The following is a 25,214-nucleotide window of genomic DNA, read 5'->3' as shown; positions in this document are numbered from 1 at the left end:
ACTCCAGCGAGCTGACCACCCGCGGTGTCGGTTCTCTTCATTGATGCGGACCAAGTCTTCGAGGCTGGCCATGCGAACGCCGAAATCAGCGTCACGTGGACCGATCTTGGACTCCTGCCGGTACGCCGAGTCGCCCGGCATCAGTCAAGGTCCCAGAAATCGCTGAGATCCCGGCGGTATTCTTCGATCCGAACCTTAGTACTTCCCGTAATCCTCTTGTTGTTGGGATCGTCCGCTCGTCGAATGATCTCATTGATCCGGTGGTGCCCGTTCACGATTGTTCCGCTCTCATTGATTCGCGCTACTCCACCATCACGAGGGGTATTGAACGACGCCAAGAGGTCGTCGTCACTCCAGGTTTGCATGTCCGCAGCCTTATCTGGATCAATGCCGTGCCCCTCAATCGGCTTAGCATTGCGAAGATCATCAACTGAGGTCCCGCAGTTGTGCACGAGCACCGGGGTGTTGCCGGCGACCACATAGTACGTGTGGATGTCGTCGATCGTGAGGTTGTGGACCTGTGCCGGCTCCGTCCACCGCCGGGTCGCGCTGATCTGCACGTGGGTGCCGGCCGAGGTGCGCAGCCACTGACCGGCCCGCAGATCGGCGGCATCGACCCACTCGTCGAGGCCGGGTACCCAGAACGGGTGGTTGTCGGTGGCGACCACGCGCTCCGTGGCGTCGCCGCTGTCACCGTCGGGATCGATGGTGACTTCGACCAGGTTCTTGCTGCCCTGACCGATGATGGTCGCCACCACCGGCTTGATCGTCGTCTTGCCGGTCACCGGATCGGTCACCAACACGATGTCGCCGGTCTTGACGTCCTCGATCGGCTTGCGCGACCCGTCGGCCATCACCACCAACGTGCCGGGCACGAAGCTGTTCTTGCACTTGATGAACGCCTTGGCGTTGTCGACCAGGTCGATGAGCAGGCCCTTGACCCGACTGGTCAGGTTGGCGAGTTTCTTCCACTTCCATGGAGCGCCGTATCTGACTGCGAGTTTGCCCAGCGCACCACCGATCGCCGCACCCGCGACGTTGACTGCCGTGGCCAGGCAGCCGCCCATGTCGCCCTTGAGGAAGCAGTCCAGGGCATCGGTGATGCCCAACTCGTCCATCAGGATCTTCGCCAGGGCCTTGGCGGCGTTGAGCATCTTCGCCTTGGCCGCGGCGATCCGCCGCTGCCTCTCCTTCTCCGCCGCCGCCCGCGCGGCCGCGGCCCGCTCCTCCGCTGATGCCCGCGGGTTGTTGTGGACGTTGATCGTGGGCTCGTCCGGGTCGTACGCGCCCGAGCAACCACCGCAACCGTCGTTGTGGCCCTTGACCTTGTGGTAGTTGCCGTACATGTCCTCGTAGTCGGCGCCCGGCCCGCAGGCGTCGTCGGAGCAGGCCTTGAGACCGTCCGGGTCGGAGAACGAGATCGGGTTGTTGTTGGCGTACGCGTACCCGTTCATCTGCTGCGGGTCGTTGACGTCGATGATCGGGTCGACCGAGATGAACCGGCCGGTGATCGTGTCGTACTCCCGCGCGCCGATGTTGACCAGGCCTGTCGTGGAATCGATGTTCCCGTTGACGAAGCCCTTCTCTGTCGGCCACTGACCTGGCGAAGCGCCCCGGTTCTCGCCGTACGGGGTCATCCGCCGATGCGTGACAGCGCCGCTCTGGTCCACGACTGCCTGGCCGGTGCCGTGGTGGTCGTTCGCGACGTACCGGAGGCCGTCCACCTTGCGGACCAGGCTCGCCCCGCCCGGAAGCGCGTAGTACCGGGTGGCGTCGGTGGACCGGGTCTGGTGGTTCAGCCGGATCTCCATGCCCGGCAGGTAGAGCGTGGTCGAGGCCGGCTCCTTGCGGAGCATCCGGGAGCCGTCGACGTCATAGAGGAAGCTGGTCTTCTTGCCGGCTTCGGTGACCGACTCGAGGTTGCCCTCGGCGTCCCAGACCAGGGTCTGGTCCTCGCCGGCCCTCGTCCGCTTCTTCGTGTTGCCGGCCGCGTCGTACTCGTACGAGTACAGCCGGTCGCCCTGCGGAGTCTTCTCCGTCATCTGGCTCAGCGTGTGCGGCTGCGCCTGGCCGGCGGCCGGATAGGTGTAGCTGCGCTCGATGAGCGGAGTGCCGTTGGTCCCGTACTGGACCTCGGTCTTGCGGTTGCCCGTGACGTCGAAGGTGTAGGCGTGGTGGTAAGGGGCCACGCCGCCCACCCCGGTGACCGAGGGCCCACCGGCGCACGGGTCGGTCGCGGTGCTCGCCGACGTCCAGGCCCGCTCCATCCGGCGCAGGTAGTCGTACGTGAAGCACTGCGTGTCCTGCGTCCCGGACGGGTTGTTGGCGATCCGCAGGATGTTGCCGGACTGGTCGTACGTGTAGCGGGCGTCGATGTCCACGACCGGGGCCGACTCGCGGTCCAGCCGTTGCCGGGTGAGCCGCTTGGAGCCCTGCTCGTACTCGTAGGTCGACCAGACCTTCCGGGTGCCCACCCGAGCCTCGGTCTGCAGTACCTCGCCGGTGCCGGCGTACTCGACGTCGGTCAGGTAAGGGGCGTCACCGGTCGTCGCGGTCAGGCGCTCAAGATCGTCGTAGGTGTAGGCGATCGTCTCGAACGGCAGCCCACCGCCGTCCGACATGCTCACCGACTGGATGCTGCCGTCCCGGTTGTACTCCGTGCCGAAGGTGTAGAAGCCGGCCAGTTCGGCACCGGCGTGCTCGGGCACGGAGTAGTAGGTGGCGTGCGGCCGGTAGAACTCGTCGTAGATCGAGAAGTACGTGGCGTACTCGTGTCCCTCGATCCAGCGGCTCGTCGAGGAGAGCTCACCGAGCATCTCCAGGTCGTACGTCCAGCTGCTCAGCAGCTCCCCGGTGTCGGCGGCCCCCTTGTAGACGGCGATCTTGCGGCCGATCTCGTCGTACTTCGTGCTGATCGTCTGGTTGAGGGCGTTCGTGGTGCTGGTGAGCCGGTCCAGGTCGTCGTAGCCGGACGTCGACGTGCCGGCGTCCGGGTCAATCGACTTCGTCTTGCGGCCCAACTGGTCGTACTCGTGGGACCAGACGTTGCCGGCCGGGTCCTTGACCGTCTTCAGCTGCCCGGCGTGCGTGTAGGTGTACTCGGTCTTGTCGAAGTCGCCCGTAGGACCGCTGCCCTTGTACTGCCGCAGTTCGGTGGTCTTGCCCAGGGCGTTCGTGATCGAGGTCGTCGGGGTGCCGCCGGCCGGCGGGTCGACCGAAACCCGGTCGCCGCCGTAGGTGGTCGTGGTGCGCCACTTCTCGTTGCCCGCGACCGCGAAGATCTCCGCCGTGACCCGGTCCGCGCCGTCGTAGACGTACAGCGTCTGGCCGTTGACGTCACCGTTGACGGCCGGGTAGATCACGTCGGTGGGCGTGCCCGCGACCGTGTACGTCGCGTACGTCTTCGCCAGCTGGCCGGTGCCGGTGTAGAAGGTGTCGGCGACCGTACGGGTGCCGTCCGGGCCCTCCGACTGCACCTGGCGGGGCCGGAGCAGACCGTCGTGCAGCTTGTACTCGACGCTGTAGGAGCCGTCGTTCTGCCGCCGCTCGGTCTTGATGGCGACCGGCTTGTCCGTGCGGACCAGGTAGCTGTAGCGGATGCTCGGCTCCAGCCCGCTGGCGCCCGTCCGGTCCGGCATCCAGACCTTCGCCAGCCGGCCCAGGGCGTCGTACTCCAGGACGCTCTTGAGGCCGTTCTGGTCCACCTGGCCGACCGGCACACCCCACGCCGGGGCGTAGTCGGTGGTGGTGACGAACTGCAGCGGGTTGGTCTCCTTGACCTTGGTGGTCAGGCCGTTGGTGTCCGTGTACACGGTCTTCGTGACCCGGCCCAGCGCGTCGACGGCGGTCAAGGGCCGGCCGTACGCGTCGAACGTGCCCTCCGAGGCGCGGATGTAGGTGGCCGTCGTGCCGTTGTGGCTCTTCAGCCGCTCGGTCCGGGTCGGGTTGCCCAGCGTCGGCGCGACGCCGAACGCCTTGCCGTCGTAGAGCGTCCGGGTGTCGGAGATGACCTGCTTGCTGCGGTCGGGGGTGGCCGAGCACGCCACCGACACCGACTCGACCCGTGACACCAGGCTGTACAGGTGGGCGGTCGCGTTGTCGGCGTACGTGGTCCGGCTGCAGGCCTCGTCGCCGGTGACCGCCACGTCACCCTCGTTCTCGGTCTCGGTCACCCGGCCGAAGCTGGTCTCGAAGGTCGAGGTCTGCTTCGTCTCCCGCCACCCGCCGGCGGCCAGGGCGACCAGGCTCCGGGCGGTGGTGGTGTTGATGAACCAGGCCTTCTTGCTGCCCCAGCTGTGGGTCTCCGTCGCGGTGTTGTGCCGCCACGGGACGGCGATGCTCTTGCTGACCGCGTCGGCGCCGTCGTAGACGATGCTCTCCAACTGGTGGCCGGAGAACTCGTTGTGGTCGGTGTGGCTCCCGCCGGTGGAGTCGGCGACGCTGACGGTACCCGTGCCGCCGTCCGGATCCTTGTCGCCGTGCATGCCGCGCAGGTAGCGGTACTCCGTCTTGGTCGTCTGGACCTGACCGTCGCCGGCCGTGACGATCACGCGGCCGTAACCGCGCCAGTCGCTCCAGGTCAGGTCCTTCGGGTCGGAGATGCCGTCCGGGTCGGCGTGCCGCCAGGCCGCACCGTCCAGGTACTGGTAGCGGGTCACCATGTCCGGCGCCCCGCCGGTGCGGTCGGTCTCGACGACCTGCTCGACCACGTACTTGTGGAACCAGTCGGTGATCGGGTCGCCGCTGCCGAGCGGGTTCCACTTCACCGGATAGCAACGCCTGGTGCTGTTGCCCGGCGTGGGCAGCGTGCTCTTGGTGCAGTCCGGGGTGGCGTAGTTGACGTCGATCTGACCACCGGCGTCGGTCCACACGGTCGCCAGCCGGAAGCGGACCAGCGGGGCGATGTTGTCGCCGTCGCGGTCGATCCGGTTGGGCAGCTGCAGGCCGCCCAGTTCGACCGACGGCATGGCGATGTCGGCGCCCGGCCCGTAGAGACCGGTGTGGGTGATCTTGTGGAGCCAGAGGGTCCGCGAGCCGTCACCGTTGTCGGTGAGCAGGTGGTCGAGCTTCCAGTTGTCCACCGGCGTCCAGCCGGTGCCCTCGCGGATCTCGGTGGTGATGCCGGTCAACCGTGCCCGGGTCCAGAACGTCGGGGTGATCTGGTCGAGCTTGCACTTGGTGTCCTTGGCGCAGTTCCGGTCGAACGGCACGTCCGGCCAGTAGGGCGCGGTGGTGGTGTTCAGATCCTGCGGGTCACAGTCGACGTTGCCGGACGGCAGGCACCGTTCCTTGGTCTCGAAGCGCACCCGGGCGGGGGCGTTGGTCGTGTAGACGGCCTCGTGCCGCTGGCCGTAGTCGACCCGCTTGAGCCAGCCGCCCCGGACGTACGGGACACCGTTGACGTCGGTCTTCTTGCCCCGGGCGTAGTAGTTGATCTCCTTCTCGTAGAAGTACGAGGTGACGTTGCCGTAGCGGTCCTTGACGTAGTCGAGGCTCCAGCGCCACGCCTGGTCGCAGTAGGCCGACGTGAACGTCGCGTTGTAGCAGGGCTCGCCCGAGTCGTCGCCGTAGATCGGCACGGTCCAGGTCGAGCCGGTCTCCTCCTTGCCGGAGGTCCAGCCGGGAAGCCGGTTCAGGCCGAAGTGGTACTGGGTGCCGTCGGTGGTGGTGACCCGCCAGTACTCGCCGTCGTTGTCACCGTTCACCGCGCCGGTGAGCCGCTCGACCTTCGAGCCGTCGTCGGTCCCGAACCGCCAGGTGTCACCGGTCTTGACCAGTTCCGTCGACTTGCCGTTGAGCAGGATGGTCGCGTTGTCGTACGCCCAGCACTGGTCGGCGTACTGGTCGTGCCCGTCGTCCGAGCAGGGCTTGTACCGGCGCTCGATGTGCCCGGGCTCGTAGTTGAAGCCCTCACCGATCCACGAACCCTGGTTGTTGGTCGTCGCGGTCCGGCCGTCGACCGACTGCGACGAGTAGGCAAGCGCGATCGGCGGCGCACCACCACCCGGCACCGGCGGGCTCCGCAGCGGGTAGCTCCAGGAGAAGCCACCCGTGGAAGGGGCCACCGACCACTTGGACGACGGGGACAGCTTCGTGGCGCCGTAGTCACCCTGCGAGGAGGAGTCGGTGGCGGTCATGGCGAAGAGCGCACCGGTGCCCGCCTCGGCGGAGAGCGTCTCGGCGGCGCTGTCGTTCGTCGTCGGCAGCGGAACCGGGGCACACTGGGCCTTCTCCGGAGTGGTCAGCGCGCACTCCGGCAGGCGGACCAGCCGCAGCCGGGCGCCGAAGTCGCCACCGAACGCACCGGCGACCCCGCCGTAGCCGAGGTCGAGGCGGACGTTCCCGGCGGCGGCCTGACCGTCGGCCCGGTCGAGCCGGACGATCGGGCCGTCGACCTTGGCCTTCTCCGAGGCCTTCCGGTCGAGCACCTCGATGCGTACCTTGCCGGGAGCGGAGGCCGCCGGACGGGCCGAGTCCGGCGCGGCGGCCGCGGCGGCGGGTGCGGCCGACACCGCGACCGGCAGGCCACCGATCTTGGCGGTGGCCGCCGGGGCCTTCGAAGAGCCGGCGGTGGAGCGGGCCGACGCGGGCGCCGGCACGGTGATGTCCGCGGCGCCGGCGGCGGGCCAGGTGACCTTCGCCGGGGCGGTGGAGGCGGCAGCCACCGCCGGGTTGGCCGCCTTCGGCTTGGCCGGCAGCGGGTCGCGCTTGGGCAGGACCTTGGACGCGTCCGAGGTCGACGGACGGTTCGGCTTCGCCTCGGCCGAGGCGGGTGGGGTCGCGATCTGGATGAAGCCGGCGGCCATGACACCGGCCATCGCCCAGGAAACCGGTCGTACGGTGTGGCGGACGAACCCGCCGGACCGGACCAGGAGTCGGGAGAACATCACCCCTCCAGGGGTTACGGGAGAAGAACGGGAAAGGTCTCGCGTGCCGGTGGGCCCGCCCGGGAGCGGGCGGACCCACCGCCTGTCACGTCAGAGCGAGAGTTGTTCGCGGACCTGGACGTTGAGCTTCTCGATCAGGACCTTGTCGGCGACACCGTCGTAGACCCGGACGTCGTCGACGGCGCCGGACAGGTGCTCCTTGAAGGCGCCGTCGAGCCAGGCGCGACCCAGTTGCACCCCGCCGGTGGCGACGAACGGCGACACCAGCTGGATCGCCTCGGTGAATGACCCGTTGACGTACAGGGTCACTTCGCGGGCGTAGCCGTTGTAGACGAGGGTCAGATGGTCACCCTTGCCGACCAGCTTCGGCGCCTCGTCGGTGGCCTTCGTGGTCCACTCCGGCGCCACCGTGTCGGTGCTCGCCATCGCCAGCTCCCATTGCCCGGCGTTGTTGCAGCGAACGACGACCGAGCTGCCGTTGGTGCCCTTCTGCGAGAAGACGGTCATCGGGGTACCGGCACAGTTGCTGGTCAGCTTGACCCGGGCGCTGATCGAGAAACTGCCCGCCATGTCCGCGTTGGTCGATGTGCTGGCATAGCTGTCCGCGTTACCGGTCAGCGCGAGGTGACCACCGCCGAGCAGGGACAGGACCGGGTGCTTGAAGATGGTCGCACCGGTGCCCAGGGTGAGTCCCGCTCCACCGCGCTCCTCGGGGCTGACCTTGCTGGTCTCCGCGTTCAACCGCCAGTACGCCTTACGGCTCGGGGCGGTCTTCTGCAGACCGGTGACCTCGTCGGCGATGATCAGCCGGTCGAAGACCGAGACGTCCGCCATCGCCCCTCCCCAGTTGTCGGCGTAACCGCTCTTGGTGAGCACACGGCCGATCTGGAGCGGACCGCGCGACTTGGTCAGCGACCTGCGCTGGGCGACGCGCGGGGCGTTGTTCCCGACCTGGAGCGACATCTCCTTCTTCGCACCGTCGAAGATGGCGGACACGTACGTCCAACCCGTGGTGGCCGCCGCACCGTCCACCTGCCAGCGGCCCAGTGAGTTGACGTCGTTGACCGGCATCCGGAAGAACCAGGTTCCCCCCTCGACCCCCAGCGCGAACCCGGGCTCACCGGTGCCGTCCTGGCTGACCGCCACCTGCCGGCGGCCGGCATCGTCGATCTTGAACCAGCCGGTCACGGCGAAGCTCGCCGACGTGTCGGTCAGGACCGGCTTGCTGGTCGTGAGGTGGGCGTCGGCCGTCCCGTCGAACCGGGCGGCCGTGTCGGACGTCCCACCCGGACCCTCGACCCCGAACGTGACGCCGCTTCCGGCCGTCGCGTCGTTGTCACCGAGCCCGTCGCCGGCACCGTCCTCGCCCGCGACCTCGCCGAGCGACCACTGGGCGGTCGGCGGTCGCTTGCCCACCCGGAACGTGCACGAGGCGATGCTGCTCGACCGGCCGGCCCGGTCGACGGCCTGGACGTTGATCGTCCGCGGGCCCTCCTTGTCCGGGTACCAGTTCGGCAGGGTGACCGGCCCGCCGTCGGTGGTGGGCCGAAGCACGTTCACGCCCGGCGCCGGGTTGGTGTTGAAGCCGTACCGGTACTCCACCACGTCCGTGGCGGCGGAGTCGAAGACGAAGTTGCCGGGTACACCGATCGAACCCAGCCACTCGTCGCTCTCGATGCAGTTCGACGCGCTCGCCGTCCCGTTGTCGGCCGCGTCCTGCGGCAGGTACACCGCGGAGTCGACGTCGGGCGCGCTGGGGCTGGTCTTGTCGTAGAGGAACTGACAGACGTTGCGCGAGCCCTCACTGCTCCACGGACCCCAGCTGGTGTTGTCGCTGGCCCGTACCTCCCAGGAGATGGGGACGTTCTGCGCGATGTCACTCGGGACCGTGTACGAGAAGACCGATCCGCTGGCCTTCAGCGGAGTGGTGTACGAGCGCGTCTGCAGCGTCCCGCCGGCCGGCGTCCAGGTCACCTTGAACTCGGCCTTGATCTGCTCGGTGTGGGCCGAGGAGTGGTCCGGGTCCCGCAGCACCGCGTTCAGCCGCGGCGGCACGTCCACGTAGGGCGCGCCGGAGCCGTAGACACACTGCCCGCCGGGGGACATGGTGAATTCGTTGAGGTTGGCGATCACCGGCGCCCGGTTGTAGCGGACCGAGAGGACGCCGTTGTCGCAGAACCGCTTGGTGTGCGTCGAGTCGCTCTCACTGACCGACCGCAGGCCGAGGGTCACGTTGCTCCAGCCCTTGGTCACCGCCTGCTGCACCGCGGCCTTCGCGTTCCACTCCGTGTTCTGGTTGGTGGAGGTACAGGTGGCCTGCGTCTTGGTCGGTGAGCTGGTGGCGAGGTGCGTCGCTCCGGACCAGCCCGAGCCGCCGGGCTGGTTGCTCCAGTTGGTGGAGGAGGTGATCCCGGCCGGCATCAGGTAGAGCGCCGCCGCCCGGGCGGTCGAGTTGTAGACGTGCTGCAGGGTGACCCGGAAGGTGGCCTCCAGGATCGTCTTGCCCGAGTACGGCGTGGCGAGCCGGTAGAACAGGCGCTTGACCTTCGAGTTGTTACAGGAACTGGGGCAGAGGCCGATCCGTTCGTGCCGCTTGCCGTCGAACTTCCAGTACTCCTCGTTGGGATAGCCGCTGTCCACCATCGCCCAGGCGCTGTTGGTGCTGCTCTGCCAGACCGGGTCGATGTACAGCGGGAACGAGGCCTCCGGATCGGTCAGCATGGACCGGTCCGGGGTGAGGGTGAGGGTGTTGTCCGAGTAGTCGAGGCCGACCGGAGCCACCTCCGACGTGTCGCCCGGTCCCTCGGCCGAGGCCGCGCCCGGGTCGGTCGACGAGGTGTCCAGCGACCGCGCCGCGGCCGCATCGCCCCCCTCCTGGCTTCCGCTGTCCCACATGGTCGGCGCGTCCGCCTCCAGGACCGGGTTGTCGGTGACCGGGTCCAGGGCGACCACGCCACCCTCGGCCGTCTCCTCGATGGTCAGACCCACCGCGGCGACCCCGAGCCGGAGATTCTGGAGCTCCGGCAGATCGGCCGCCTCCGGCGTCTTGACCACCAGTACGTGCGAGAAGCCCTCGACGGTGACGTTCGTGACCAGGTCGACATCCTGGAACACGTTCGGGTAGGTCGCCTTGCTCTCCTCGATCACGGGAGCGGGAAGCGGCCCGTGCGGCCAGGTCAGGGTCATGCTCTTCTGGTCCCGGGTGACCACCATCAGCGGTGCGGTGCCGCCCTGGGAGAGCTGCATGCCGAGCAGCGCGGCCGCCGGGGCGTACGAGCCGTCGGGCTGAACCACAAGGGTCGAGTCCGCGGGCACCCAGGCGTCCCCCTGGGTGACCCGCACCGGCTGCGTGTGGCCGTTGGCGATGAGCGTGCCGTCCGGCTGCGCGAAGACGTCGCGGTACTCCGTGCGGTGCGCCAGCACCTCGACCGGCTGGTTGAGTGCCCTGGCGGCCACCAGCGCCTCGACCTCGGTGTCCCGGACGAGGTCCTCCGAGGCCGCGGCGGTGCGCGGCGCCGGCTCCGGCGGCTGGACGAACACCGCAGTGGACATCAGGCCGGCGAGGCCGAGCGTGAGGCCGAGCGTGAACACCCGGCCCCGTTTTCTCGTACGACGGGCCACCCTCTGGTCCTCCCCCGCTGGATAACTGCTCATGTCGATGGTCTTCATCAGCTGATCGCCGCCCCGAACGCGCTGTGCCCGGTGGGGAGACCGCCCTGTCCCGGCTGCCAGGTGACGCTCGGAACCGTGTTGCCCGCGCTCAGGTCGGACCAGGTGAACCCGTAGACGGCGTCGGCACCGTAGGGGGTGCCGACATAGAGCCGCTGCGAGGTGGCCGAGAGCGAGGTGCCGACCAGCTCCTGGGCGCCGGCCGTCCCCGGCATGCCGCCCGATTCCCGGTGCAGCGTGGTCGGGGTGCCGATCGGATTGGCCAGCGCCGGGAAGACACGTACCCGTCCGGAGTCGGCCACCGACGTGCCCGCGTCCTCACCCGGCACGCCGATCGCGACGAACATCGTCGCGTTGGTGCCCTCGCTGCCCGGCGCGGTGTTCACCACCACGACCTTCTCGCCGAGGTAGTCGCCGTCCTCCGAGGCGTACGTGATCGCGGGCAGTTCGGTGAAGGTGTTCGCGGCCGTGACGTGGAACCGGTGCACCAGCCCGGCGTCCGGCGCCGGGGTGTTGGTGGCCGCGACGACCAGGTCCTCACCCGGCACACCGACAACGACCAGCGAGTCGGCCTGGCCGGCGGGAGCACCGACGGGACGGTACGGCGCGATCGAGATCGACTTGCCGAAGTTGTCGTTGGCCTCGGCGTCGTTCGAGACGTTGGCGACGTTCTGCTCCAGGCCGGCGGCGAGGGTCGGCAGCCCGTTGCTCAGCGTGTGGCTGAAGACGTTCACCGCTCCGGCGAAGGCCTCGGTGCCGATCGCCTCGCCCGGGGAACCGACCGCCCAGTGGTGGGTGGAGGCGGCCACCGCATAGCCCGTCCGGTCGTCGATCTCGGCCGCGCCCGGGATGCCGCTGCCCTGGGACATCGCCACGTTCACGGTGCCGCGCATGTAATGCACGATCCCGGTGACCGGGTTGGCCAGCCCTTCACCGGGCGCGCCGATGACGAGGTACGGCTCACCGCTGGCCGTCCGGCTGCCGGCCACGGCGTAGCCGAACCAGTCGTACGCCTCGGCCGCGTCGGGGACGTTGGCGCTGTCCTGGTGGTACGAGACGGCGGGCGGGCCCTGCGCGAGGCCGGCGGGTGATCCGAGCAGTACGTACACGACACCGGCCTGGGCCTGGCCGCTGACGGCCTGGTTCGGCACGCCGACCGCCAGGTCGGTGCACCCGTCGTTGTTGGCGTCGTACGCGGCGATCGACGTGCCGAAGCGGTCACCCGCCTCGGCTGCACCGGGCATGTTGGCCCCACCCTCGTGCAGGGTGTGCACCGTCGTGCCGCCGCCGTACGTGACGTTGATGCGGCCGGCACGGATCTGGCCGTTGACAGTGGCCTCCGGGTCGGCGATCGCGATGTCGGCGACGCCGTCGCCGTTGAAGTCGCTGTCCGTTCCGCCGGTGCAACCGGTGACCGGAGTGGCCGTGGTGTACACCTGCATCTCACAGAACGACGACCAGATGTCGCTGCCGCTGACCCCGTCCGCGGCCTTCACCCGCCAGCGGTAGATGCCGCCGTCGACGAAGGCCCCGGCCGGCACGGTCGCGGCGGCGGTAGCCCCGGAGGCGACGCCGCTGAGGCTCGCCGCACCGATCGGCCCGTCGGCGTTCATCGCCCACCACTCGAAGGTGACAGTCATCGCGGTGCCGTCACCATCGGTGACTGTTGCTTTGAGCTGCGGCGTGAGGGTGTTGACGAGCGGACGACCCGACCCGGTCGCGCACGTGGTGGCAGGGACGGTCGACCGGGCCGTCACGGTCGGCCACGAGTTGTAGGTGACGCTGGCCTTGGGCACCTCGGCACTGGCGGTCGCGTTGCGGGAGCGGAACTGCTTGAAGGACTTCGAATCGGTTTCGTCGGTGGCCCGTAGGCCCATGTCGGCGCGGGTGTCACCGGCGTTCGCCGCGCGCTGGAAGAACTTGGTACCGCTGATCCCGACCCAGGCGTCGTTGCAACTGGCGTCGTAGCCGGCAGTCGCCAGGGTGGTCGCCTCCTGGTTGTTCCATGCCGGCTGGGTATCCCAGATCATGTCGTCGGCCACGGTCCCCACGGTCCAGAGCTCCCACGACCGGCCCTCGCACAGGGGCGACCACCAGTTCCAGAACGAGACGGTGGCAGAGGTGATCTGCTTGCCGACGAGGGCCGCGGTGTCCCAGCGCAGCAAGGACCGGGTGACGGGCCCGGTCGGACCGAGCCGACCGAGCCGGAGGTCGTCGGTGCCGCCCCGGTTGACCGTGTCGCCGGCCTGGATGAACGTGTCGAAGGTGGTGTACAGCGGGTTGATCGTCGGGTCGATGACGATCGGATACTCCCGCTCGGAGTCGGTCAGCCAGCGCATGTCCGGGGTCAGCGTCAGGTCGAGCCGGCCGGTTCCACGGGCCCCGGCGGCAGGGGCGATCGTGGATGCAACCGCCGTCTCGGCGGTGGGATTGCCGAGCGCGTCGACCCGCGCGTCCCACATTCGCAGTGCGGGAGTGCGCGCAACCACCCGGCCGGCGGTGTCCTGGATGGCGGTGTTGCCGCCGGCGTCGCGGACCGCCCGGGCGGCGTTCGGCCCGGTGATCGGCAGCGTGAGTCGGGCGACCTGCTTCACGGCGCTGCGGTCCTTGACGACGAAGAACGCCTCCATCCCGGCGCGGGTCGCTTCGACGATCAGGTCCACCCCGGGCAGCGTGTCGACATAGGTGGCCCGTCCGCCGTCCAGCTTCGGCTCGGGCAGCCGACCGGCCCAGCCGACCGCGAGCCGGTCGGCTCCCTGGCCGAGGACTGCCAGCTCCTGCGTCCCGCTCGGTTGCGCGCCGGAGACGACCAGATCGAACGGGTGGGCGACGGCGGCAATCCGCCCGTCCGCGCCCTTGCTCAGGGTCAGATCGACCGGAACCCACTGGTCACCGCGCCGGATCCGGCTCGCGCCGACCGAAAGCTCGGCCCGGAACTGACCGTCCGGTAGGGCGAAGACCTCGGTGGTCTCCGACGTGAGGCTCTTGACCTGCACCGGCTTGCCGGACTCGCGGGCGGTCCGAAGGGACACCGCCTCATCGGTCCGGCTCTCCACGCCACCTGTCACGCCGTCCGGTCCAGCGGCGAGAAACTCCGCCGGTTCTCCCGGTACGCCCGCCAACGCGGCCGCCGTCAGTACGGCGACGCCCGCAGCCAGGCACGAACGGACAGTGGCCGTCACTCGACGTGCCACAAACCCTCCCCCGTGTGCTTTCCAGTTGTGCGAGCGGGACTCTAAGGGCGTCCTGCCTCAGCGCACAAGGTCGGACACGTTCTGTCAGGACGGATCACGGCGAACTGGACATCCCATCGATCGATCAACACGCTCGGTAGCCGATTGCGTCCTCCACATTGGAGAGTTCGGCGACTGCCGCACCCACGCGTGGTGGCGTCAGGCGGTCGGGTCGATCTTCAAAACCGCAGATCAGTAGATGGTTGCCGCAGTCAACTGACGCCATGCGGGCCGCGTCACCATTGCGAACTACTTTCACGCATCGTTATCTTCGAATATGACACGGCGTAGTTGCCATTGATCGAACAATCAGCCGATGCGGCACTCGCCCATCGGGAGACAGTGCCGGACCAATCAGACTCATGGACGCACCGAAATGGCGGCGGGCGGCATCACGCCAGCCGCTCGGGCAGGTCATCGGTCCAGCACGGAGCACCGAACAGCGACAACGGAAAACCGATTCGTGTCGTCAGAACACCGACCGATATTCGCCTCATTCGGGCGTCGGGATCACCCTCGTCCGCGGAGTGACGCGTCGGTGATCATCATGCGCGACGCGAGCGAGGCAATCGGCGAAGACGATTACCAGTCGAAAGCACTGGAGCACCGATTTCGTCAGGGTTGGCCGACCTTCTGACATCCGGGCTGCGGGCGGGTTCAGCGCTCAAGGTCCTCCGTGGGTGACCCCGGCCGGCGTTCGACGGGCGCGCTGCTCAGCACGCCGTCGGGGCGGACCTCCTGACGCAGACGCGCCAGGTTCACGAACCGGTCGCCGTCGACAGGGGCGGCGTCGAGCAGGCGCAGGACCACAGTGCAGTACTTGGCCATCGTGTTGCGGCCCGGCATGAAGATGGACAGCTCGTCGTGGGCGTCGGGCGTCTGCACGATCAGGCCGGCGGGCAGGGACGGCAGTGCCTCCGGGGTGCCATCCACAGCGACCTTGACCGTCCAGAACGGCCCGGTGCCGTCGAGTACGCGCCGGTCCTGCTCCGGCGTCTCCAGTGCCAGCGTCCGCCACGGCTCACCCCGGCAGGTGACGCCGGCCTGCCGCACGGTGGTGACCAGGTCGGCCGCCGCCGCCGTGATGATCTCATCGGCCCGGTCCCACTCCTGCGCGTCCCGGCCCAGCGGTGTGCCGGGCACGAGCCGCGCCACCACAGTCGTGGCCGGCACGTGCCGCAACCGCGGTTCGGGCTGCGCCTCGAAGACGGCGCGGGCCGCCGCGATGGCGTCGGCCTGAGCTTGCCGTTGCCGGCTGACCTCGTCGCTGTGCCGGTCGAGCAGGGCGACCGCCTGGTCCGGTTCGTCGAGGGCGCGCCGGACCAGCTTGACGCTCATCCCGGTGTCCCGCAGCAAGGTGATCAGCATGGCCCGTTCCACCTGGTCGAAGGCGTACGAGCGGTGGCCGGTCCGGTCGTCGATCCCGGCGGGCACGAGCAGCCCCTCGGCGTGGTAGAAGCGCAGCGCCTGCGGGGACAGGTGGCACATCTGGCTGAACTCGCTGATCGACAACATGACCCCAGACTGCCCCTTGCAGTAACCGGAAGGGCAAATGACGCCGGCTAGCGCCTGTCGTCGTCGCACCCGTCCTGAGGCAGTCCGGAGGCAGCCGCGATCGCCTCCACGGCCTGGTCCAGACCGGCGCTCTCCGGGAGGACGAGTTCGCCGGGCCAGCCCAGGACGTCGTGCGCGGCGTACCAGCCGCTCATCTGCGCGGCGGTGAAGTCAGCGGCCTGCGGGCGGGTCAGATGCCGGCGCAGCGTCTCGGCCAGCGACACGTCGAGGTAGCAGAACAGCGACCGCCCCCGGTGACCGTCCCGCAGCGAGGTCAGCACGTCGCGGTAGCGGCCGGTGTACAGGATGCCTTCCAGGACCACGTGGTAGCCGCGGTCGAGGGCGAACCGGACGGTCTGCTCGATCAGGGCGGGCGCCACGCCGCCGGGCTTGTCCCGTTCGCGCAGGACGATGCGACGCAGGTAGTCCTGTTCGACGAGGGCGCAGCCCCGGCCGTGCCGGCGTCGCAGCTCCCGGGCGATGCTGCTCTTGCCCGAGCCGGAGTTGCCCCGAATGCAGACGAGGATCGTGTCCGAGCTGCCGGCGGGTACGGCGCGCACTGTCCCTCCCTGACGCGAGGAGCGATGCCGAAGGCGGGTGGACGCCCGCCGGTGCCGCTCCTGGCAGCCCGGCGGGCGACCGCACTAGCCCTGGGTCTTCACCAGGAACGCGTAACCGATCACCTTCGTGCCGTCCCAGTTGTACATGGGACGGCACGCCTGCGGCTTCGTCCACGACGACTGGTACTTGGGCCGGGCCTCGTTGCAGGCCTTCAACGTCGAGTAGGTCGGGCTCGAGTAGTCCGCGTACGCGGGCGCACCCAGACCGAGCACCAAGGCGCCCACGACCGAGGTGGCGGCGACGAGGCTGCGGATCCGCGGCCGTCCGAAGGCTTTCATGTCTTCTCCCGTCCTGATCGTCGTCACCCGACCATCCATCGTGGCCGTTACGATCATGATCAGATTAGGGCGACCGCACAAGCGGCGCCGACGGGCGGACCGCGCCTCGGTGGAACGTCATGGGTGCCCTGCGGCCGGTGTGACGCACGTGGCGTCCCACCCACGGGCGGCCACCCCGGCGCGCACCGGGGCACCGTACGCGAAAAAGGCCCCGGCCGGCGTGAACGCCTGGTCAGGGCCTTGCTCGTTGGTGCGCCGCCAGGGACTCGAACCCCGAACCCGCGGATTAAGAGTCCGCTGCTCTGCCAGTTGAGCTAGCGGCGCTCGCTGACAACGGGAAGAAGATTAGCACGCCCGCCGAGGCGGGTTCCAATCCGATACCGGGGTCCACCCTTCGGACGAGCTTAACCGGCGAAAGCGGCCAAAACGGTCACCTGATCCGGCGCGGGGGCGGGCGCGGGAGCGTCGATACGGCACGATGTCCGCCAGGCACGCGAGGACAGGGGTGGGCATGGGCAGGTTCGCGCGGGCCGGGGCGACGGTGGGCGCCCTGGTCCTGACGGCGTCGCTGGCACTGACCGGGTGCGGCAGCGGCGGCGACGAGGGGAAGAAGCCGGAGTTCGTGCCCGGCCAGCAGCAGGTCGGCGGCGTCTCGTCCTCCGCGCCCGACCCGAGCGTCGCACCCAGCGACAGCGCCGCCGCGCCGCCGCTGACGGTGAGCCCGGCCGACGGCGCGAGCGGCCGGCCGGTCAGCACCGAGATCAGCGCCCGCATCCCCGGCGGCGGCACCGTGTCGAAGGTGGCGCTCGCCACCGCCGACGGCGCCAGCGTCGCCGGGCGGATGCGGCGCGACGGCTCCAGCTGGGTGCCGTCGGCCGCGCTGAAGTACGGCACCAAGTACACCGCCACGGTCACCGGCGCCGGCAAGGACGGCCGGACCTACCAGGGCACCAGCACGTTCACCACGATGGCCAAGCCCAAGTCGATGATCGGCTCCGGCCTCTACATGTTCAGCGGCAAGACGTACGGGGTGGCCATGCCCGTGGTCGCCGAGTTCTCCCCGGGCATCCCGAAGAAGGACCGGGCGGCGGTGCAGAAGCGGATGTTCGTGCAGACCGACCCGCCGCAGCCCGGCGCCTGGCACTGGGTCGACAACGGCACCCAGGCGTACTACCGGGCCCCGGAGTACTGGAAGACCGGCACCACGATCACGGTCCGGCTGGCGCTGGCCGGGATCCCGCTGAGCAACGGCCGCTACGGCAACATCGACCGCAGCGCCACCGCCGAGATCGGCCGCGCGTTCGAGATGACCGTGGACAACGCGACCAAGCAGATGACGGTCTCCGAGAACGGCACTGTCATCCGTACGCTGCCGGTCAGCCTGGGCAAGAAGAGCACCCCCTCCTCCAGCGGCACGATGGTGGTGATGGAGAAGAAGGAGTCCACCGTCTTCGACACCCGCAGCGAGCCCGACCCGGCCAACCGCTACGTCACGGAGATCGACTTCGCCCAGCGGATCACCTGGGGTGGCGAGTACATCCACGCCGCTCCGTGGTCCGAGGGCGTGCAGGGGCGCCGCAACGTCTCGCACGGCTGCGTCAACGTGTCGATGGCCAACGGCCGGTGGCTGTTCGGCAAGACGATGGTGGGCGACCCGATCACGGTGAAGGGCACCGAACGCCGCCTGGCCCCTGGTAACGGCTGGACGGCGTGGAGCATGAGCTGGTCGCAGTTCGTCGCCGGCAGCGCGCTGCCGGTTCCGCAGGGCGGGCAGCCGGCGCCGTTCTGACCGGCGTAACGTGGTCGGACATGCCACCTCCGACAAAGCGCCGGACGACGGCGGAATCGTTACACCCGCGCAGGGTGTTCCGTTTCACGTCCGGCAACGCGTACCCGCTCCGGCGCGTCTGACCAGAGACGACGGGGCACGGCATCACTTTGTGAGGGACTCATGCGAGCTGGCCAGGACGAACCGATCCGGGGCGCGAGCGCCCGACGCGTCGGCCGCCGCCGTGCGCTGGCGGCCGGGCTGCTCGCCGCCGCGATGGCCCTGACCGCCTGCACCAGCGGCGGCGGCGACAAGCCGTCGAGCTGGCAGGGCGGCGGCGACGAGGGCGAGAAGGCCCCGAAGGCGGCGGCCACCATCAGCGAGCCCGCCGCCGACGCCAAGGACGTGCCCGCGTCCACCGCCATCACCTTCACCACGAAGGAGGCGCAGGAGACCACAGTCGAGCTGAAGGACGCCGCCGGCAAGGTCGTCGACGGCACGCTCGCGGCGGACGGCGCGAGCTGGCTGCCGTCCTCGGCCCTGGAGTACGGGCAGACGTACACGGCGACCGTCACCGCGACCGGCGACGACGGCAAGCCCGCCACCGCGACCAGCACGTTCACCACGATGGCGAAGCCGGCCAAGCAGATCCGGGTCACCAGCTTCCTGGGCGACAACCAGGTCGTGGGCGTGGGCATGCCGCTGATCGTGAAGTTCGGCCGGGCCATCCCGGAGGACTACCGCGACGACATCCAGCGCCGGATGACTGTCACCTCGAAGCCCGCCCAGGAGGGCATCTGGCACTGGGTGAGCCCGACCGAGGTGCGCTACCGGCCCAAGACGTTCTGGAAGGCCAACAGCACGGTCAGCTACAAGGTGCAGGCGGGCGGGCTGCCGCTGGGCGGCGGCTGGTACGGCCGAGCCGACCTCAGCGTCGACGTCAAGATCGGCCCGTCGTTCGTGATGACAGTCGACAACCGCACCAAGCGGATGACTGTCACCCGCGACGGCAAGGTGGTCAAGACCATCCCGGTGAGCCTGGGCAAGAAGAGCACCCCCTCCTCCAGCGGCACCATGGTGGTGATCGAGAAGCTCCGGCACACGGTCTTCGACACCCTGGAGGAGCTGGGCCCGGAGGAGGGCTACCGCACCGAGATCGACTACGCCCAGCGGCTCACCTGGGGCGGCGAGTTCATCCACGCCGCGCCCTGGTCCGAGGGCGTGCAGGGCCGCACGAACGTGTCGCACGGCTGCGTCAACGTCTCGATGAAGGAAGGCAACTGGCTGTTCGCCAACACCCGCATCGGTGACCCGATCACCGTCAAGGGCACCGAGCGCAAGCTCCAGAACGGCAACGGCTGGACCGACTGGAACATGAGCTGGGACGAGTACGTCAAGGGCAGCGCCCTGCCGTACGAGCCGCCGTCGGACGACACCACGCCGGACGCCGGTACGCCGAGCGTCGAGCCCACCCCCTGACCCACTCATACGACGAAGCCCCCTCCCGGAGGAGGGGGCTTCGTGTTGGGGTGACTGATGGGAATTGAACCCACGACAACCGGGACCACAACCCGGTGCTCTGCCAACTGAGCTACAGCCACCATGCTCGCCGCTCCGGTCGCCCGGGCGGTGCGCGGACTAATCATAGCCACACTCCGGCCGACCCCGTCCACCGGGTTCGGCCGGGGCGTCAGAGCTGGGCGGCGATCGCCTTCGCGGCCTCGACGTCCGGCCCCGGCAGCGGCACGAACACGGTCCGCCGGTAGTACTCCAGCTCGCGGATGCTCTCCCGGATGTCGGCGAGCGCCCGGTGGGCCAGGCCCTTCTGCGGCTGCCCGAAGTACACCCGCGGGTACCAGCGCCGGCACAGCTCCTTGATCGAGGACACGTCGATCATCCGGTAGTGCAGGTGCGCGTCGAGCCGGGTCATGTCGCGGGCCAGGAAACCCCTGTCGGTGGCGATCGAGTTGCCGCACAGCGGGGCCGTACGCGGGTCCTTCACGTAGCTGGTCACGTAGTCGAGCACCATGTCCTCGGCCTCGGCCAGCGTCACCGTGGAGAGGCGTACCTCCTCGGTGAGGCCGGACTTGGCGTGCATGGTCCGCACGATCTCCGGCATGCCGTCGAGCGCCTCGTCGTCGGCGTGGATCACCACGTCCACGCCGTCACCGAGCACGTTGAGGTCGGGATCGGTGACGAGCGCGGCGACCTCGATCAGGGCGTCCCGCCGCAGGTCGAGCCCGGTCATCTCACAGTCGATCCAGACGAGAAGATCAGCCACCGGAACAGACTACGCGCCGCCGACGCGCCCGCGCCTCGGCCCGGCGGCCGAGGTGGACCGCTAGGGTTTCCTGCGTGCCAGCCGAACCCGTCGCCCCACCCGCCGTCCCCCGTGACGACGCGGGCGGGCGTACGGCCCGCCGGGTGGTCGTGGTGCTGGCGCTGATCGCGATCATGCCGGCGCCCTACCTGCGCAACCTGCGGCACGACTACTACGACCAGAAGATCTACATGTCGGCGATGGACTGGTGGGCGGCCGGGCACCCGCTCTACGACTACGTCCAGCCGGACCGGGTGCAGGGGGCGCTCTACTTCACCTATCCGCCGTTCGCGGCGCTGCTCCTGGCGCCGTTCGGGTATCTGCGGCTCGGGGTGGCCATCGCGGCCTTCGCGGTGCTGACAGTGGCCGCGGTGGTGGTGACCACGCGCTGGCTGGTACTGCCGGTGCTGCGGCGGCACGACCTGCCGCGGGGGTTCGGCCTCACCGTCGCCGTGCTGCTGGTGCTGGCGGTGGAGAGCACCCGGGAGACGATCACGCTCGGGCAGATCAACATGCTGCTCGTGGTGCTGATCCTCGGCGACCTGCTGTTCGCCGTACCGCAGGGCCGGCGCTGGGCCGGTGTGGGCGTGGGACTGGCGGCGGCGCTCAAGCTCTTTCCCGGCATCTTCGTGGTCTACCTGCTCGCCGCCCGGAAGTGGCGGGCGGCGGCCGTGGCGGCGGTGACAGCGGCGGTGGCCACACTGCTGGCGGCGGCGGTCGCGCCGGGCGACTCGTGGCGCTTCTGGACCCACGAGCTGTGGGTGACCGACCGGGTGGGCCGCCCCGACTACACCGGCAACCAGTCGCTGTTCGGGCTGCTCAGCCGCCTGACCGCGCCGACCGAGCCGGACCGGCTGCTGTGGCTGCTGCTCGCGCTGGCGGTGGCCGCGTTCGGCCTGTGGCGGGCGGCGCGCGCGGCCCGCGCGGGGGACGCGCTGGTGGGTCTCACCCTGACCGGGCTGGTGGGCGGGCTGGTCAGCCCGATCACCTGGATCCACCACCTGTACTGGTTCATTCCCGCGGTGGTGGTGCTCGTCGACGCGGCACTGGACGCCGATCCGGCGACGCCCGCCGGGGCCCGCCGTCGCGGCGGCCTCTTCGCGCTGGCCGCCGTCGTCGGCCTGCCGATCGTGTACGGGTTGGTGACGTTCCAGGACTGGGGCACCGCCATCGTGCACACGGACGACCCGGTCGACTTCGTGGTCCGCAACATGTACGTCCTGCTGAGCCTGCTGGTGCTCGCGGCGCTGCCGATCCGTCGGCACGCGGACGAGAAACCGATGACCCGGACTGAACGGACACACCTCGCAACAAATGGCGATCAGCGCTAATCTGGTATCAACTACCTCAGTTTTCTCCCAGGTAGCACCGATCCCCCGGTGAAGAACGGCCCTCCGCGTCGGCAGCGCGGAGGGCCGTTCGGGTTCTCGTCGTCAGTCCCGGCCGTCGGGGCACCGGCTGGGCGGCGCGATCGCCGCGCGGGTCCGCCCACCGGGCCCGGAGCCCACTGCCACCAGGTGCCGCTCGGGTCGCGACGCCGGGCCCGGCTGGCGGCCCAGCCCGCTCAGCGAGGTGACGCCGAGACGCCCGGCCAGCACCGGCACCTGGTCCGGCTCGACCACGAAGACCACCTCACGCGGCCGCAGCGGGCGCAGCAGCACCACCACGGCGAGGATTACCAGCAGCGTCCCGCCGGCCAGCAGCGCCCACGCCAGCCCGGGGAACCACCCGGCCCGCAACTCGGCACGCATCCGCAGGTCGAGCCCGTCCGCGCCGTCCACGCGCATGACGACCAGGCTCAGCGACCGGCCGGACAGCTCCGCCGGGCTCCACTCCAGGGAGCCGACGCCCTCGCGTACCCAGAAGGGCTGAGTCATCGGCACAGCGGTGCCGGTGCCGGCGGTGGCCGGGTCCAGGTCGACCGGCAGCGGGCCCCGGGTGACCGCCACGCGGCGCACGGTGCTGTGCGGGACGTCGGCCAGCCACCCTCGCACCTGGTCGGTCGGGGCGAGGCCGAGGAAGACCGGGCCGTCGTCGTCCCGCGCGGTCAGGTGCAGCCGGGCCTGCCCGGTGCGCGCCAGCGGCAGGTCGGCGCGCAGCAACGCGTCCACGTCGGTCACCAGCACCGCGCGGGCGTGCGTGCGGACCGGCTCGAACCGGGCGTCGAAGCCGCCGTCCGGGCCGGCGTGCCGGGCGGCGAGCCAGAGACCTCCGCCCGCCAGCAGCGCCGGAATCCCCAACGCCAGCAGCACCATGCCGGCGATCGTGCGTACGAAACGCATTCGCGTCGTCCCTCTCGGTAGCCAACTACCCGGCCGACCTTACCGACGCGCGTCGGCCGATCGCCGGATATCGGCGGCACCCGTCCGGGACGGCGACCGGCCCGGCGGATCGTTCCGCCGGGCCGGTGCGTCGCTCACGTTCAGGACTTCGCGGCGGGCTCCCGCCGGGTACGCGCGAACGCCAGGCCGCCGAGGGCCAGGCCGCCCAGTCCGGCGACCAGGCCGGCCACGCCGAGGGCGACGGCCGCGCCGGAGCCGGCGTCGTCGTCATCGTCGTCGTCGGCCGCGGCGGCAGCCGGCGCACTCGCGCCCGCCGAGGCGGGCGCCGAGGCGGCCAGCTTGAGCACCGGCGCCGGGCTCTCCGGCTCCTCCGCGCCCGGCGTCGGCTCCTCGATCCACCGGGAGACGTTGCCGTCGGAGTACGTCTGGAGCACCTTGAACACCATCGTGTCGGCCTGCGGCAGCGGGCCCATCGACACCGGGAACTCCTGGAACTCGCCCGGCTTCACGCCGCCGTTCGGCGCGGCCGTGAAGGTCAGCTTGGAGACCGCCTCGGTGAGCTGGCTGCCGTGCACCTCGATCGGCGGGTCGACCTTGCGCTTCTCCACCGCCACCGTCCAGCCCGCCACCGGCATGGTGGAGACCGAGCCGACCGGCGCGTTCTCCGGCAGGTTCACCTCGACCTTGACTGTCGACGCCGTGTCGCTCTCGTTCGGCACCCGGAACGCGAACCGGCCGTAGCCGCCCTGCGTACCCTCGGCCGGGTTGATCGTGACGTGCGCCGAGGCCGGACCGGCCAGGCCGAGCACAGCCGTGGCGACGGCGGTGAGGGTCAGCGCGGCGATCGTCGCGGGGCGCCGGAGACGGATCATCAGATGGGACCTTCCGTTACTTGATCGGCACGGTGGCGGTCACCGTGGCCTGGTCGATGTCGGTCGTGCGGACGGTGATGCGCAACTGCCAGTCGCCCCGGGCCGGCAGGTTGACCTCGCCGGTGGCGTGGTTGTCGCTCAGCGGCAGCAGCGGGACGGTGATCGGCTCGATCCCGGCCGACGGCAGCGCGGCGGTGACCTTCCACTCCTGCACCGGCTGGGGGCGGCTGTCCTTGGTGTAGGCGTACAGGTGCATCGAGTTGTTGCCGGTCTCGGCCGGGTCCAGCTGGACCTCCAGCGAGTAGATCGGGCTGCTCAGCGTGGTGGAGAAGTAGCCCTGCTCGGCGCCCGCGACGTTCGCGGCGGCGGTCCGCGCCGGGGTGGTCTGCACGAGCGTCGCCGACACGCCCAGCACCACCGCCGTGATCACCAGCTCGGCCACCACGGCCCGCCGCATCGCGCCCGGCCGCCCGGCGGCGACCCGCCGCCGCACCAGGGCCCGGGAGTACGCGGCCACGCCGATCACCAGCGCGAACAGCACGATCTTGGCGAGCAGGAGCCGGCCGTACGTGGTGTCGAACAGCGCCTGGATGCTGGCCACCTCGATCAGGCCCTGCACGGTGCCGGCCAGCAGCAGCGCGGCCACCGCGAGCGCGGCCCAGCGGGACCAGATCGGCAGGATCGCGTCCAGCTCGCGCTCGTCGGCCCGGCGCAGCAGGAACACCGCGAGCATCACCAGGCCGCCCAGCCAGACGGCCATGCCGCCCAGATGGACCGCGTCCACGACCACCGACACCGCGGGCGCGGGCGAGGCCGCCGCGTGCCCGGCCAGCGGCCAGGTGAACAGCGCCGCGCCGCCGAGGACCGCCAGGATGATCCCGTCGGTACGGCCGATCGGGCCGGCGAACAGCGGCCGGAGCAGGAACGCCGCCGCGGCGAGCAGACCCAGCCGGACCAGGTGGGTGGTGCCGTAGGCGCTGCCCAGCACGTCACCCAGGCCGGACCCGGTCACGTCGAACAGGCCGCCGCCGTTGACGTACGGCACCTGGAGCCACACCTCGGCCACCGTGGCCACCGCCAGCAGGCCCAGCCCGGTCCAGGCCAGCCGTGCCGGTCCCCGGCGGGACAGCCGGCGCGGCCAGAGCGCAGCGAGCACCAGCGCCGGGCCGACGAGCAGCAGCAAGCCGGTGTAGCCGGCGTACTTCGCCACCTTCACCGCGTTCTCGGTGACCGGGTTCGCCCGGTTGTCCGAGCCGCTGTCGGAGGGCGGCTCCGACGGCGCGCCGACGGAGTAGGTGAAGGCGCCGGAGACCGGGTGGCTGTCGGCCGAGATGACCCGGTAGCTGACCAGGTAGGTGCCGCGCCCGCCGGACGGGTCCACCGGGATGGTGACCTCGGCGCCCTGGAACGTCGGCTCGCCCCGGTCGGCCCGCGAGCCGTCGGGGGCGATCACCCGCACCTTCCCGGGCACCTTGCGGACGCCCTCACTGAACGTGATCACCACCTGCGCGGGCGCCTCGGGCACCACGGCGGAGGCGGCCGGGCTGCTGCTCACCAGCACCGCGTGGGCGGCGGCCGGGGTGGCCGGTGTGAGCAGCAGGGCGACCAGCAGGAGCAGCAGCCCGGCGACGGCCCCGGAGCGGGCGGCGACGACCCGGGACGGGCGGCGTACGGCAGCAGTCATGACCGCAATGGTTCCCGAACCGGGGCGGGTCCGGCGAGCCGGTCTC

At 70.2% G+C, this 25,214-nt stretch carries 13 protein-coding genes and 2 tRNA genes; 3 read left to right on the top strand and 12 right to left on the bottom strand.

Features of this window, described 5'->3' with window-relative positions:
* Positions 1–140: 140 nt before the first annotated feature.
* The 7 genes from MICAU_RS06050 to MICAU_RS06020 form a co-directional block, all read right to left on the bottom strand.
* Positions 141–6,887 (bottom strand): polymorphic toxin-type HINT domain-containing protein, encoded by a 6,747-nt coding sequence (locus tag MICAU_RS06050; RefSeq protein WP_013284408.1) that lies wholly within the window; start codon positions 6,885–6,887, stop codon positions 141–143.
* Between the two features lie 90 nt (positions 6,888–6,977).
* Positions 6,978–10,439: a LamG domain-containing protein gene (locus MICAU_RS06045; protein ID WP_174361767.1), complete on the bottom strand. Its 3,462-nt coding sequence runs from the start codon at positions 10,437–10,439 to the stop codon at positions 6,978–6,980.
* A 116-nt stretch (positions 10,440–10,555) separates the two neighbouring features.
* A complete protein-coding gene (locus MICAU_RS06040; RefSeq protein WP_013284406.1) occupies positions 10,556–13,750 on the bottom strand; it encodes an FG-GAP repeat protein in 3,195 nt (1,064 codons plus the stop codon).
* Between the two features lie 696 nt (positions 13,751–14,446).
* Positions 14,447–15,304 (bottom strand): MerR family transcriptional regulator, encoded by an 858-nt coding sequence (locus MICAU_RS06035; protein ID WP_013284405.1) that lies wholly within the window; start codon positions 15,302–15,304, stop codon positions 14,447–14,449.
* 47 nt (positions 15,305–15,351) lie between these two features.
* Complete coding sequence (locus tag MICAU_RS06030; RefSeq protein ID WP_013284404.1) at positions 15,352–15,903, bottom strand: kinase; 552 nt, start codon at positions 15,901–15,903, stop codon at positions 15,352–15,354.
* A gap of 84 nt (positions 15,904–15,987) precedes the next feature.
* On the bottom strand, positions 15,988–16,242 hold the full coding sequence (locus MICAU_RS06025) for a hypothetical protein (RefSeq protein ID WP_013284403.1): 255 nt from the start codon (positions 16,240–16,242) through the stop codon (positions 15,988–15,990).
* Between the two features lie 248 nt (positions 16,243–16,490).
* Positions 16,491–16,566: transfer RNA gene (locus MICAU_RS06020), tRNA-Lys, on the bottom strand.
* A 187-nt stretch (positions 16,567–16,753) separates the two neighbouring features.
* Between MICAU_RS06020 and MICAU_RS06015 the strand changes: the two genes are divergently transcribed.
* Both MICAU_RS06015 and MICAU_RS06010 read left to right on the top strand, forming a co-directional pair.
* Positions 16,754–18,031, top strand: coding sequence for a L,D-transpeptidase (locus MICAU_RS06015; protein WP_013284402.1), 1,278 nt, complete (start codon positions 16,754–16,756; stop codon positions 18,029–18,031).
* Positions 18,032–18,193: 162 nt separating this feature from the next.
* The gene (locus tag MICAU_RS06010) at positions 18,194–19,489 is read left to right on the top strand and encodes a L,D-transpeptidase (protein WP_013284401.1); all 1,296 of its coding nucleotides are present in this window, start codon (positions 18,194–18,196) and stop codon (positions 19,487–19,489) included.
* Positions 19,490–19,535: 46 nt separating this feature from the next.
* Here MICAU_RS06010 and MICAU_RS06005 read toward each other — a convergent pair.
* Both MICAU_RS06005 and orn read right to left on the bottom strand, forming a co-directional pair.
* Positions 19,536–19,611: transfer RNA gene (locus MICAU_RS06005), tRNA-His, on the bottom strand.
* Between the two features lie 89 nt (positions 19,612–19,700).
* Complete coding sequence (orn, locus tag MICAU_RS06000) at positions 19,701–20,291, bottom strand: oligoribonuclease (RefSeq protein ID WP_013284400.1); 591 nt, start codon at positions 20,289–20,291, stop codon at positions 19,701–19,703.
* A gap of 74 nt (positions 20,292–20,365) precedes the next feature.
* Between orn and MICAU_RS05995 the strand changes: the two genes are divergently transcribed.
* On the top strand, positions 20,366–21,661 hold the full coding sequence (locus MICAU_RS05995) for a glycosyltransferase 87 family protein (protein ID WP_013284399.1): 1,296 nt from the start codon (positions 20,366–20,368) through the stop codon (positions 21,659–21,661).
* Between the two features lie 102 nt (positions 21,662–21,763).
* Here MICAU_RS05995 and MICAU_RS33625 read toward each other — a convergent pair whose 3' ends face one another.
* The 3 genes from MICAU_RS33625 to MICAU_RS05980 form a co-directional block, all read right to left on the bottom strand.
* Entirely contained in the window at positions 21,764–22,612 is an 849-nt protein-coding gene (locus tag MICAU_RS33625) for a hypothetical protein (protein WP_013284398.1), read from the bottom strand.
* Between the two features lie 140 nt (positions 22,613–22,752).
* Positions 22,753–23,484 carry a YcnI family copper-binding membrane protein gene (locus MICAU_RS05985; RefSeq protein WP_013284397.1) on the bottom strand — a complete coding sequence of 244 codons (732 nt, stop codon included), beginning with the start codon at positions 23,482–23,484 and terminating at the stop codon, positions 22,753–22,755.
* A gap of 16 nt (positions 23,485–23,500) precedes the next feature.
* Positions 23,501–25,168: a copper resistance CopC/CopD family protein gene (locus MICAU_RS05980; RefSeq protein WP_013284396.1), complete on the bottom strand. Its 1,668-nt coding sequence runs from the start codon at positions 25,166–25,168 to the stop codon at positions 23,501–23,503.
* Positions 25,169–25,214: the final 46 nt, after the last annotated feature.

The sequence above is a fragment of the Micromonospora aurantiaca ATCC 27029 genome (assembly GCF_000145235.1).
GTDB classification, from domain to species: Bacteria; Actinomycetota; Actinomycetes; order Mycobacteriales; family Micromonosporaceae; genus Micromonospora; species Micromonospora aurantiaca.
This window is presented reverse-complemented; position numbering and strand designations above follow the sequence as displayed.